General features: G+C 37.8%; 13 protein-coding genes. 10 read left to right on the top strand and 3 right to left on the bottom strand.

The genetic code is table 11. The features are described 5' to 3' along the window. Positions 1 to 30 precede the first annotated feature (30 nt). From ACUVXA_RS08130 to ACUVXA_RS08155, 6 genes are all read left to right on the top strand, one after another. A complete protein-coding gene (locus tag ACUVXA_RS08130) occupies positions 31 to 306 on the top strand; it encodes a hypothetical protein (protein WP_445870750.1) in 276 nt (91 codons plus the stop codon). Positions 307 to 733: 427 nt separating this feature from the next. Next, the gene (locus tag ACUVXA_RS08135) at positions 734 to 1057 is read left to right on the top strand and encodes a flavin reductase family protein (protein ID WP_445870751.1); all 324 of its coding nucleotides are present in this window, start codon (positions 734 to 736) and stop codon (positions 1055 to 1057) included. Next, the gene (locus ACUVXA_RS08140; protein ID WP_445870752.1) at positions 1054 to 1305 is read left to right on the top strand and encodes a hypothetical protein; all 252 of its coding nucleotides are present in this window, start codon (positions 1054 to 1056) and stop codon (positions 1303 to 1305) included. The genes ACUVXA_RS08135 and ACUVXA_RS08140 overlap by 4 nt, the downstream gene beginning before the upstream one ends. A 791-nt stretch (positions 1306 to 2096) precedes the next feature. Beyond that, on the top strand, positions 2097 to 2990 hold the full coding sequence (locus tag ACUVXA_RS08145; RefSeq protein ID WP_445870753.1) for a hypothetical protein: 894 nt from the start codon (positions 2097 to 2099) through the stop codon (positions 2988 to 2990). 89 nt (positions 2991 to 3079) lie between these two features. Next, positions 3080 to 5344, top strand: a complete 2265-nt coding sequence (locus tag ACUVXA_RS08150; RefSeq protein ID WP_445870754.1) for a hypothetical protein — start codon at positions 3080 to 3082, stop codon at positions 5342 to 5344. A 138-nt stretch (positions 5345 to 5482) separates the two neighbouring features. Continuing rightward, positions 5483 to 5923, top strand: coding sequence for a hypothetical protein (locus ACUVXA_RS08155; RefSeq protein WP_445870755.1), 441 nt, complete (start codon positions 5483 to 5485; stop codon positions 5921 to 5923). Positions 5924 to 5992: 69 nt separating this feature from the next. On the opposite strand, the gene ACUVXA_RS08160 is transcribed toward ACUVXA_RS08155, so the two are convergent. Beyond that, positions 5993 to 6856 (bottom strand): amidohydrolase family protein, encoded by an 864-nt coding sequence (locus ACUVXA_RS08160; protein WP_445870756.1) that lies wholly within the window; start codon positions 6854 to 6856, stop codon positions 5993 to 5995. A gap of 163 nt (positions 6857 to 7019) precedes the next feature. Next, on the bottom strand, positions 7020 to 8285 hold the full coding sequence (locus ACUVXA_RS08165) for an ATPase domain-containing protein (protein ID WP_445870757.1): 1266 nt from the start codon (positions 8283 to 8285) through the stop codon (positions 7020 to 7022). 262 nt (positions 8286 to 8547) lie between these two features. Here ACUVXA_RS08165 and ACUVXA_RS08170 point away from each other — a divergent pair, with 262 nt between their 5' ends. From ACUVXA_RS08170 to ACUVXA_RS08185, 4 genes are all read left to right on the top strand, one after another. Further along, positions 8548 to 9099, top strand: coding sequence for a C-GCAxxG-C-C family (seleno)protein (locus ACUVXA_RS08170; protein ID WP_445870758.1), 552 nt, complete (start codon positions 8548 to 8550; stop codon positions 9097 to 9099). 216 nt (positions 9100 to 9315) lie between these two features. Beyond that, complete coding sequence (locus ACUVXA_RS08175) at positions 9316 to 9870, top strand: C-GCAxxG-C-C family (seleno)protein (protein WP_445870759.1); 555 nt, start codon at positions 9316 to 9318, stop codon at positions 9868 to 9870. Positions 9871 to 9924: 54 nt separating this feature from the next. After that, positions 9925 to 10440, top strand: a complete 516-nt coding sequence (locus tag ACUVXA_RS08180) for a gamma carbonic anhydrase family protein (protein WP_445870760.1) — start codon at positions 9925 to 9927, stop codon at positions 10438 to 10440. Between the two features lie 329 nt (positions 10441 to 10769). Next, positions 10770 to 11315, top strand: a complete 546-nt coding sequence (locus tag ACUVXA_RS08185) for a TATA-box-binding protein (RefSeq protein ID WP_445870762.1) — start codon at positions 10770 to 10772, stop codon at positions 11313 to 11315. Between the two features lie 102 nt (positions 11316 to 11417). On the opposite strand, the gene ACUVXA_RS08190 is transcribed toward ACUVXA_RS08185, so the two are convergent. Then, entirely contained in the window at positions 11418 to 12524 is a 1107-nt protein-coding gene (locus ACUVXA_RS08190) for an ADP-ribosylation factor-like protein (protein WP_445870761.1), read from the bottom strand. Between the last annotated feature and the right edge of the window lie 101 nt (positions 12525 to 12625).

Consider the following 12625-nt stretch of genomic DNA (forward strand, 5'->3'; position numbering starts at 1 on the left):
GTCTGGAATGACCTTATTTTGGGCAACCATGTGCTTTTAGAACATGTGCACCACCATTTTCTATTAATTTTGTTCTTAATTATGTGGTTGTTTACTCCTTTGTTTCGGGGGCTTAAAAAACGCTTCTTTTCGGGGAAACTTGTTGAGCAAAATACAAGCATATATTTCCCGTATACGGTTAAAAAAGAAGTGGAAAAATCCGCAAAAAAAGTAGTAAAAAAAGAAGTAGAAAAACAATTAGGCATTAAACCAAAGCGTAAAAAAAAGCATAAAAAAAAGCAAAGAAAAATGGAAATATCTTGGTAACAAAATCTCCTAAAAATATTTTAATGGAGGTATTAAACGACTACAAGTACTACCCAATTTGTGCATTAATTGTTTTTTTAAAAAATGATATAATAAAAGTTTCCTCCGTAATTAAGTCTCTTCGCCTTCTCTTCCTTTTTTCCTTCTCCCTCTTATAAATCAATATAAGGAAATAGTGGAACGTTGTCTGAAAACTGTTTATAAATTGAAAAAATAGTACGTATTTAGCTCACGGAGATTGATCTGGCATAATATTCGTCCTTTTTTGGAAAAGGGCTCTATTTGGGGTCTTTTTTTCCAGCGATGAGTGTTAATCAAAAAAGCCAAAATAGGATTTCTTTTAGCGTTTAGAACCCCAATATCACTTCTTTAATCACAACAATTAAATACGTACCAAAAATAATGTTTTTTATAGGTGGATAAAACTATGGAAAAAAGGGAAATTGGTGCTAAGACTTTTTTGTATCCTATGCCCACTACTCTAGTTGGAGCAAATGTGGGTGGTAAGCCGAACTTTTTAACTATTGCTTACTGTGGAATAGTGAACCATAATCCTCCGGCCATTTCAATAGCTTTGAGTAAACGTCACTATACCAACCCGGGAATAAGAGAAAACAAAACTTTCAGTGTTAATATTCCCTCTGTTGAAATGGTAAAGATCACTGATTACTGCGGACTGGTTTCAGGGAAAAATGTTGATAAATCTCAGCTTTTTGACGTTTTTACGGTAAACTTGAAACTGCTCCCATGATTAAGGAATGTCCGCTTAATATGGAGTGTAAACTTGTCCAGACTCTGGAATTTACGGTCGATGAAGTTTTTATCGGAGAGATTGTTGCAGCTTATGCTGATGAACGATACCTAACTGATGGTCTGCCGGACATTAAGAAGATTAATCCGATCGTATTTTCTATGCATGATAATAAATACTGGAAAGTTGGGGAGCACATCGGTCGAGCGTGGAATATAGGGAAAGAGTTCAAAAATAAATTAAAATGATGATAATGCGCCTCTAACAACTTGCACTTGTTTGCGTTTTAAACCTCATATTCAAATATTGGGCGTAATATGAACCATAAGCTTATATAATTTTATCTTTTCTACATAATATTGCAAGAGTTATGAGATTTAACTTCCCTCATACTCAAAATTAATTGAGAGCAGGAAGAAGCGGGGTTACTTTTAAGATATACTAGTTACTAAACCAGTGTAACTCTAACTTCCTTTTTAGGGGGCTGGTTTAAAAAATGCATAGGTTGAAAATTGAGAGGGTAAGGATTCAGAATCTTAAGATTGAGCGTTTGAAGATGTTGGAGGATAGTGTAGATTTGAAAAGTCTAAAGTGCCCCAATTGTAATAGTACAAATATTAGTGTGTTTTTTAGAGACTTGAAAAATGACTTTGTTTGCTACATACCGTATTGTGTTGATTGTCATTACTCTTTTGATAGTCACATTCTTTTGTCGGAGAGGATTTTAAAGAGTAAATTTAAAGCTCATTGAAGATCAACCATATGGCTTTTGTCGACTCAAGATAATAGGCACTCGTGGTTTGATAAAAAAAGCTGTCCAAGGGTTGAATAGTTGAGATAATTCAAATCTAGAGAAGAATAATAAGCAATGTTTCTGGAATAATGCCTTTTCTTATATTTTCACACCCTATAGCAAAACCCTGCCGACTAGAATAATTTTTTAAAAGGAAAAATGAAAGTCTTAATTGAGCTATTTCAAAAGAATTAAATATACTTCTGAATTGAAACTAATATTAAGTAATGTTGGATGGATTCAGGGTTGAAAGAAAAAATTTTGGGGGAATTTGAGGTTAATATAAATCTGGATTGGGGTAAGCCTCTTGCCTTTTGGGAAGGGGAAACATATGCTAAGCGGCAGTCTTTGGATTATCCGGAGGGCTTTTTTGCCCGTTTATTAGTATCAGAATCTCGAGTTTTTATTATCACCGAATTCACGGACGAATTCAAAATGGGAATTCTGACACCAGTTATTTCAGGTATTGAAAAAAAACAACGTTCCCTATACCTAGAATTGGCTCTGGATAAAATTGATAAATACAACTTTGGGATGATGAAAAACACCATTTTATTTAAACCCCATGGCGTTCTTGGAAAAACCACTATAGAGTTTAAGAATCTGCCCGCAGAATTGAGGAAAAAAATTCCGGAAACTCTTGAAAAAGCCAGAGCCTTAAAAATAAAAGCTCCGAACACGGGAATATTGGTCTCAGATAGACCTATAAAAGAAATATTTGAGGAAAGAATGCGAATCATTAACGCTGAGAAATTAGAACCATCAGTGCTTGAAGTCGAACCGGAGGCAAAACCAAGGAAGAGGATAATCTCAATCCCCTTAGTAAAATCAAAATCTAAGCCGAAAACTGAAACTGTTCTCCCTGAATCTTCATCAATTTCTGATTCATCAGAACCTGGAGCCACACCACAAGAAGGGTATAGTCCCCCAAATAATGAGTTAGTAGTAGAACCATCAATTGCGATTGAAGAAATTGAAACAGCCCACTCAGTAAGTGAAGAAGTGAAAACTGATCAGGCGAAAAGATTAGATAAGATTTGGAAATCATTAGTTCCTAAGGAAACCATTTGCCCCTACTGTAAGAAGCGGCTGTTGACCATAGATAGAGAGTGCCCAGACTGCGGAGCAATAAACCTTTAATAGAATTTGAAAATATAAAATTCTCTGAGACTTTTTATAAATAATATAACTTGAAGAAATTTTTTCTATGTATGATGGAGGTTTAGTGTTTGCTAGATGATTTATTTGTGGAAAATGAGTATGTAAGGGTTAATGTTTCGGAGAAAGAGGGATTGGTTCAGATTATTTTCTCGGTCAAAAGTAGCTATAAAGACTGGACCAAGGTGATAAAAAGTGCTTGTCCTAATGATATTTCAAATTTGAGTTTCCTTTGTTATAAAACTGGTGTAGAAAAGTTTCATATAAGATATTCTAAATCAAAGAAACAAGATGATAGAACTATTGTTTTAATTGGTGAAGATGAGAATATCAAGATTGAAACTAAAATCAATCTTTTGCACAGTAACTATTTTTATATTGAGAACAAATTGCTGTTAAAGCAGCTTAGTGAGTTTGACTACATTTATTCTAACCTACTCGCGGCTTTTAATAAGGAGAGTGAATATGATTTAAAGTGGGTTCCCCATGTTAGGCTAAGGGAGGATAATGTCATCGCAGATTTCATTTTTCGTTCCCCACTAGTCTACTTGCAGAAGGGAAATATATCTGTGGGCCTTATTCCGAATGTGGAATTAATTGAGGGGCATGAAGGTTTAAGGAATTGTATAAATTATGAGCAACGGCCACAGCAGAATAACTGGACCTTGATTGCCTACGGTATCCAAAATTATAAGCCACAAGATCACGTGAGATTCCAAGGAATTAAGACAGTTCTAGAGGGTAAGAAGAATCGCAGAGCAAAATTTGGTTATTTCCTCTATCTTAAAGGGGATAGTGATAGTGTAAATGGTTTACGGGAGCCTGTTAGCTTCTTGTGGAGAAGGTTCGCGGCAAAGTATCTGGAAAGTCCTCTGCCCCAAGTGATGCCTTTTGAGAAGTATGCTAGGTATGGTGCGGAATATTTTCTCAGGAAGAATGAGATGTGGAGGGAGTTCGAGTTAAACGGTATGCCTTGTGGGGGAAGTTACAGGAGTGGATGGAAGAACAATGTAGTAACATATGTTGAGGTTGATAATGAGCGATTTGCAAAAATGGATGAGCTTAACAAGAAAATCGATGAAGGATTCATGATGAATAAGGTTCTTCCGGATATTGGGGTGGAGTTACTGGACACGCTGGATAGGAATTCTGAGGATGCGGTACATGACGAGTTGAGGGCTGAGATATGGAATCAGACCTGGTTCTGTAATTTTAGAAGTGCTTATGGTCTTTACTACTTCGGCAAAAAGTGGGGAGATAAGGAACTAGTGAATCGTGCAACTAAGATGAAGAATCTGGCATTAAATCTGCCTGAAAACCAGGGATTCTTCTCTGTTATCTGCTTTCCCTCAAAGGAAGGTATAAACTGGGTGAATGGTTCCAAAGGCTTCCACTACACAGATTCTTACAGTGTTCCGGATATGTGCTGGACTGCCTACTGGATGCTGAAATGGTATAATAACCTAGAAAAGGATGAAAAATTGCTTGAAAAAGCAAAGAAACTTGGAGAAGCATTGAAAAAACAACAATTACCCTCAGGAGCCATCCCCACCTGGATAAGAATTGAAAATGGAAAATATGTTCCCGACGAGGATTTAAAGGAGTCAACGGGAACCAGTGCAGCGGTGCTATTCTTAGCGGAATTATACAAACTGACGAAGGATAAATCTCTGATTGATGTGATGAAGAAGGGAATGGATTTCATTATTAGGAAAGTAATACCGAGAAATCTTTGGCTAGACTATGAAACATTCTTCTCCTGCACCATTTTACCTCCAAACACTTATGATCAATTTACCGCTCAGTATCCTAATAATAATATGTGCATCTTCTGGACAGCGGAAGCCCTAAAGGAAGTCTACCGCATCACGGGGGAGAAAAAATATTTGGATTATGGTAGACGTGTACTTGATATTCTCCTGCTCTTCCAACAAGTCTGGAATCCACCCTACATCTCATTTTACGCTTTTGGAGGCTTCGGCTGCCAAAATACCGATGCTGAGTGGTCCGATATTCGCCAAGCTCTATTTGCGCCCACACTCCTAGATTATTACAAGTTGTTAGGTGAAAAAGAATATCTAGAAAGGGGTATCTACGCACTAAAAGCGTCATTCACACTTATGCTAGTTCCCAAAAACGGAAAAGTCGCTCCCACGAATATTAGGAGACTTCACCCCTCAGATTATGGTGCTATATACGAGAACTATGGACACACCGGTTATGATCGCAGAGTGCATGGCTACATCACATTTGACTGGGGAACCGGAACAGCGCTAACCACACTGGCATATATCCAGCAGGAATATAGCGAACACGTACCGGATATAAAAGAATAAATACGTCTCATCAAGCAATTGATTTATAAACAATTTAAACCTTAAAATATTCTATATTTTTTTCAAATTCAAAAACCGAGGTTATAATCGAGTAATTAATCCAAGAAAAAATAAAGATATCAAGTTTAGGAGGAAAAATTGGTGGTAAATCCAAAGGCTTGGAACTGGTTGGGACGAATCGGTGCAGGCTACATAGTGTTAACAGGAATTATAATGATTGTTCTGGGAGTAACTACGGGAGCCAGTGTAGTCGCATATCAAATATTGGCTTATCTTTACCCATCTTATTTGGGCATAATTCTTACATTGATATCGTACATCTCTCCTACTCTGGCAGCATTCTCTTTTGGTCCACTTGCCCCCATATTTGGATTACAGGGCGCATCATCCATAGTAATAGGTGGAATTATTATTGAGGCTATTGGATGGCTAACATCTTTTGGTGCATTATTAAGTCGATTCGGTATCAGGGCGGGAGCAGGCCTAATGGCATTTTTCGGATTTTTAGGTTTCTTATTCTTTAACATCGGAGGACTGCTAGCACTTATTGCAGGCATTGCACTCTGGTATGAAACATAAAAACTAGTTTCCTAAAAGAGTTTATTTTTTCCTTTTTTTGGGAATTAGGGAATGGTAATGACCAATAATTTACTTTAATTTGAAAAGTTTTGCCGCATTATCATAAGCCACTTTTCTCTTGACTTCTTCGGTTAACGGTAGTTTTAAGAATTCTTGCATGTTTTCGTGAATGGTTTGTACGCCGGGTCCCGGCCAGTCGCTGCCAAAAATGGCTCTGTCGGCTATCATTTCAAATCTCGGGAAGTAGTCGAGTAGTCGGTGGGGTGGAATGCTTGAAATGTCGAATATCATTTGTCTGTGTCTTCTAAGAAGATAGAAAGCGGTCTCCATCCAAATTGGTCTTCCCCCGTGGCTGAGAATTATCTTCATTTTGGGAAAGTCGAGAGGGAGCTCATCTAGGAATATAGGATCTCCATACTTGTTTCGAGCTTTGGGAAACATGCTGGTTCCGGTGTGTATTTGCATTGGGAGTTCATGATCGCTTGCGAATTGGTATATTTGTTCAAGACTTTTCATGTCCGCTTCCTCGGGGCGATAATTGTTGGCTTTAACGAGCTGATGCACAGGGTGAAGTTTTAATCCTTTTATCTCATATTTACTGTACATTTCCTCTAGTCTGGGCAATGGATTATTATTAAGGCGGGGATTTACTGATCCGAATTGTAGCAATCGGTCTCGATGGTCTTTCACGTAATCGGCGACCTCGTCCACTTGTTCATCTCCAAAACCCATCACGTCTGGTGCGGGATAAGACATAATGACCAGCGCTTTTATGGATTTTTCATCCATGTATTTTATGAGATTCCTTGGGTCTTGTGAAATACTCTTATAGAATTCGGGGTCGACCCTCATCAAACTCGCAACCGCTCTCAGTAAGTCTTCACTATAAAATTTGACTGGAACTATATGTGTGTGAGCATCTATAAAATCCAAAAAAAATCCCTCTGTTTTTTAATATCTGAAAACGGGATATGGTTTAACATATAAGTTTAGTGGAAAAATAGTATTTTTTAATAAAAATAAATTGGGAAAGAGAGAGTTAATGATTATATAATTCATTTGCCGGATTTATTTTGAATCAATTTTTTAAAAATTATTATGTTTTGGTTTCTTGAGTTTTCAATTTCTCCTGCAAGAATGTTAATTTGTACTCGCAATATTTGTCTCCTTTCGAAGCACACTTAACTTCTTCGCAATTACATTTTAGTCCGGTGTAAAATTCTGCTGCACCTTCTATTGCGCCTTCAAGGAATGCTCCCATTTTTTTACCTGAATTTAGCTGTGTGCATATAGGAGAGTTATCGAGTCTTATCTTTAGAATTCCCTTTTCAAGATTATAATCCTGAATAATCATTTCCCCAAATCCCATAAGTGTACACGTTCTGGCACAGAATAAGATTGCTTCTTCCAAATTGGCAATTTTAAACTTGTTTAGAAGATTCTTAGTAATGGGGTACGCGATTTCTTTTCCTAACTGGTGGGTTAGCTGATATCCTGTTTCATAATCACTTTTTTCAATCATTATTTTAGAGAACAGGTTGAAAATATCCGCTGGTATAAATGTCATTCTAATACCCATAAAATCAATGTTGCCACTCTGTAACATCTTGGCGTTGTGCTTCATACCTTCGAATTCCTGTATAATTTCTGTTCTCAAGCCTATTCCGTTGAGCGTAACCTCGTAGGGAACCATATCGCTAATGTAATTTATTAGAGGGGATTTAGTTACTCTCAAATACTTCTGAAAGCTATTCTCTTGTTCTACAATCTTTAGTTCAATTACGTAATCGAATGCGTGTTCAAGTGTGCTTAACATCTTATTATCCATCATACCTTTATCAAAAACGAAGACTGAGAGCCCGTATTGGCTCAGTGTTATCCTGTTTTTATAAATTAGGTTAACTATCTTATCGAGGTGCTGTCCTTTTGTAAGAAACGTATTACTGAGATACAGAACACAAAATAGCTTGTTCTTATAGTTTTCAATTAACGGCTTCATATCATGGAGGTAAGAGTCAAGATATACAATATCTCTTGGATTCTCTATCACATACTTTTCCTCGGTGGGTAACCTTCCGTAGAGATTAGTGAATCCGTCTACAATGAAAAGGTGTCCATCCTTCTCGTAACTTTCCAGATTCCAGTTGAAGGATTTAAACCAGTCTCTAATCCTAATGGGAGGAAAATCTAGGTCAAAGACGAATCCGTAATCCCCTTCCTTCATTCTGTGATTAATTATTTGAAGAGGAAGAAGCTCCCCCATGGTGCCAGTCTCTGTTAGCAGTAATACCGGTGAATCACGTATGAATCCACCACTAAGCAAAAGATCCAAATCATGTATACCCGATCCAACGAGCTCCATTCTAAACACCATTTAATAAATAGTTAGAAATAAACAACTTTTACAGATTATAAGAATCTAATAATTTCCTAAGGATTCTGTGCAAAAAAATGTTTTGTAAAAATGTCTCAATACTTTATCGCTTTGAATCTAAAGGTTTGGACACACTTTTTAGAATTCCTTTTCCAGTGTAATAAATTTTGTAACTTAAGCAAACGGAAACTTTATTATTTTTAAGCTTTAGATTTTAAAGTCAATGAAATAAATAAGTGGAGGATTGTTTTTGGCACAATCAAAAGTTAATAAGGCAATTTTGGATGAAGCATATAAACGCGGGTACGAGTATTTGCCGAAATGGCGTGCCTGCGCCCCTACCGTTTTTGCTGCGGTTATGGACACACTAGGCTACGATAAGGATCCTACGATCAATGAGATTTGGAAAGCTACCATAGGTTTGACCGGAGGCACAGGTAATATGGCTATTGGCACCTGTGGAGCTATGGCCGGAGCCGCTGCGGCGATTAGTTACAGTTTTGGTTTCACGAAGGAGGATCTGGCGAAGGATATTTTGAAGATGCTTAACGTTAACGGTGTGGTGGCTGAGGTGGGTAAGAAGATGCAGGAAAAATATGGCCACATACAGTGTCAGGAGGTTCAATTCTATCACTGGGGAAAATCGTATAGATTCACTAATCCCAAAGCCATGCTGGAATTCGCAAGCATGTCGGGAGAAAAGAAAGCAACTCCCGAGTGCCAAGAAGTTACCGGAGACCTTGCAAGATGGGCTGTAGAAAAAATTTTGGAATATAATCCACAGTTTTCCAAAAGGAGATAAAAATGTAAAAAACCAAAACTTCCCTTTTTTAATATATTTTAAATTAATCTTTATTTGAAACAAATAATTTTGTAATTTGTTTTTTTTCGTCAGCCACAATTAAGAATAAAAATTTTTAGAACTCAGAAAGTAATAATATAGCGTTAATTCTTAGCAGAAGCTTTATTATTCCAAAGCATTATAGGTGTAAAGGTCAACTTCACCGGAGGCTATATTATGACAGAGGAAAGTGGGAAAAATAAAAAAATTCTAGAAGAGGCCTACCAGCGTGGATACGATTATTTACCCAAGTGGCGGGCTTGTGCTCCCACCGTTTTTGCTGCCGCTATGGACACCCTCGGTTACGAGAATGATCCTATGGTTAATGATGCTTGGAAGGCCATCGTGGGTCTCGCCGGAGGCACCGGTAACATGGCAATAGGAACTTGTGGGGCAATGGCCGGCGCCGCCGCAGCAATCAGCTACAGCTTTGGTTATTCAAAAGAAGAAATTCAGAAGGACATAAATAAAATGCTCAAACTATGCAAAGCGGTGGCAGAGGTGGGTGAGAAAATGCAGGAAAAATATGGCCACATAGTATGCGAAGAAGTTCAATTCCATCACTGGGGAAAATCGTACAGATTCACCAATCCTAAAGCTATGCTGGAATTCGCCGGTATGGCAGGTGAAACCGGTTCCCTCCACGAATGCCAAGATACAACGGGAACACTCTCCAGATGGACTGTAGAAAAAATTTTGGAGATCAATCCAAAGTTTTCCAAAAGAAAATAGGAGAAATAGAAATTTAACGCTAGTTTATACCATGAATTTTTTGGAGGAGGAACTATGCCATTAGTGGAGTTTAACGGTAAAAAACCTCGAATTCATCCAACGGCGTTCATAGCACCCACAGCCACCATTATTGGAGACGTGGAAATAGGAGAAAAGAGCAGCATTTGGTATGGAGCCGTGATAAGAGCGGATTTTGCACCCATAAGAATTGGTCGATTATCTGCGGTTGAGGATAATTGTGTACTGCATGGACACATTTTTATCGGTGATGAGGTTTTGGTTGGGCACGCCGCAGTGGTTCACAGTTGTAAGATTAACAACGGTGCGGTGATAGGTACAGGTGCCATAGTTTTTTCAGGAGCCGAGATAGGTGAACGGACAGTAGTAGCTATGGGGGCTGTAGTTTTAGAGAATACAAAGGTTGAACCCAGAGTAATGGTTGCGGGGGTTCCAGCAAAAAAGATCAGGGAGTTAAATGATTCTGAAGTGGAAATTTTAACCTGGGGAGCCCAAACCTACGCCGATTTAGGCCAGAAATACAAGGAACAAAATCTGGACCAGGAGCCTTAGAAGTATTTGAATTGGCAAAATTATCATCTATTAGCTGCTTTTATTGAGCATTTTTAGTTTAAAAAAACTTTTAGGGGTTCTGTCTTCATTGTTTATAGTGGGTCGCAATTTTTATTTTACAATTTAATAAATTTTTTAAGCTTAATGGATGAAGCGAAATTTCAACAATTATATTTTTAAGTATGGTGTATGTAAGTTTATTAGATGGTAACCGTATTATTCATTTAAAATTACCAGTGAACACAGAATTATGTAGTAACAAATTTGGAAGGGCGACATTCTAAAATTTTTAGGGGGTAAAAGGTATTCCAAAAATCCAGTTTATAAATATTGAAAATGTAGTCGCATCGGTAAAAATAAACCAAAAAATCGATCTAACAAAGATTGCCCAAAAAAATCCCAATTCAGAATACAATCCAGAACAGTTCCCAGGACTAGTCTACAGAATCAATGACCCCAAAACCGCTACCCTAATCTTCAGTTCCGGACGCATGGTCTCAACCGGAGCCAAGAGTGTGAAGGAGGTCCACAAAGCGGTGAATAAAATTGTACAGGAGCTTCAAAAAATTGGGGTGCTAGCAGATAAAATAGAACCGGAGATTGAGATTCAGAACGTTGTAGCCTCCGCCAGCCTGGGAGCCGAGCTGAATCTAGAACTCGCCGCTTACACTCTCTCTGACGTAATATACGAACCAGAACAATTCCCCGGCCTCATATACCGAATGAAAGACCCAAAAGTTGTAATACTCCTCTTCACCACAGGAAAATTAGTCATTACCGGCGCTAAGAAGGAAGAGTATATTCGTACGTCCGTTGAGAAACTTTTGCAAACAGTTACGGAGCTCGGTATTATTAAAACTAAATGGGGAGATTAAGAACACAAGGACTGAAGGTATTTTTAAAAAAAGTGCTCAGTTGAAAAAATTGATTAATTTTCCAACTTATTAATCAAAATAGAAATCAGCGAATTATTATTGTTATTTTTTATCTTTTTTTGATGTAGTGGTTTGGGTGGATTGGAGAATTTCTTTGATTTTTTTTGCGGTTTCACTGACCATGTATATTGCGTATCCTAATTGAACATCAGTTTCTAAGGGTAGTATGACTAGTAGTGAGAAGTCTTCTGTAACATTTACCAGCATCACGTTGTGTTCTTCGCCTCTCAGTATTACTATGTTTAGTACTTTTTCTTCCAGTTCTCTTAGGACTTTGGTAGAATTAAGTATGATGATTCCCATCATTGATTGTGTTATCTCCTCATGATCTACTGTAGACGCTGCTGAGAGACCACTGGATTTGTCAATTAGCATGCTTCCGTAAGCTCCTACCTCTTTGTTTAATTTGCCTAAAATTTCTTGGAGAACATGACTGCTCGAATCTTTTTCCGCTTTTATTTTTTCTGAGCTTTCAGAATATTCTTGTATGAATTTGGAGTAAATTTGCAGAGTTATCTGAATAGCCTCATCGGATTTAATCCATGGATTATTAGCCTTATTTTTTTTATTTCCGAGTTCTTCTATGGAGGTACCGTAGCATAACGTTCGTTTTGAGATTTTTTTAGCCTCCTCTACCAAATTTGCAAAGTCGAGCTTTGTAGGATAAACGCTTCCTGGTGGTGATAATAGGAGGTCCATCACTTCTCCCGGAGAAAAGGTGTCTGGTAGGTCTTGTTTGTGTGCGAAAATAATTGTTAGGGCGTTAGGTGAGTATTTAGATAATTTGGTCAGGGCTCTCCAAAATTCTTTATGGGCAAGGGGCAAAGCATCTTCGTTCGCAGAGTCCACAACAAATATGAAAATGTTAACCTTGTTAAAGATGTTTTTTTCATTTTCTGGACGATGATATTCTTCAAAAAATCTTTCTTGGCCTCCACATTCAAAGAATCGACACAGATATTTGCCTTTCTTAGTTTCGGGAGGAACATCGATGAGTATTGTGGGTAAAAGTTTTCTGAGCTTATCTGCTTGTAATCCATAAATTGTCTGTTTGAGAATCGCGGTTTTGCCAGCTGCGTGAGGCCCCATCACTAATACTTTGATTCTTCGAGCCTCACTTTCCATTCCTTCAACAATCTGTTCCATCATGTTCAAAACCAGCCGGTTTCAATATAAAGTGTGATAATAATACGTGTTGACACTCCCCGCGACTAAAGTCGGGGGATTCTTGGAAGCTCATATTCGAGCCT

The sequence above is a fragment of the Candidatus Jordarchaeum sp. genome (genome assembly GCF_052745115.1).

Coding starts and splice junctions, on each gene's coding strand:
- ACUVXA_RS08135 (WP_445870751.1), top strand. CDS start 734: ATGGAAAAAAGGGAAATTGGTGCTAAGACTTTTTTGTATCCTATGCCC.
- ACUVXA_RS08140 (WP_445870752.1), top strand. CDS start 1,054: ATGATTAAGGAATGTCCGCTTAATATGGAGTGTAAACTTGTCCAGACT.
- ACUVXA_RS08165 (WP_445870757.1), bottom strand. CDS start 8,285: ATGGAGCTCGTTGGATCGGGTATACATGATTTGGATCTTTTGCTTAGT.
- ACUVXA_RS08175 (WP_445870759.1), top strand. CDS start 9,316: ATGACAGAGGAAAGTGGGAAAAATAAAAAAATTCTAGAAGAGGCCTAC.
- ACUVXA_RS08180 (WP_445870760.1), top strand. CDS start 9,925: ATGCCATTAGTGGAGTTTAACGGTAAAAAACCTCGAATTCATCCAACG.
- ACUVXA_RS08190 (WP_445870761.1), bottom strand. CDS start 12,524: ATGATGGAACAGATTGTTGAAGGAATGGAAAGTGAGGCTCGAAGAATC.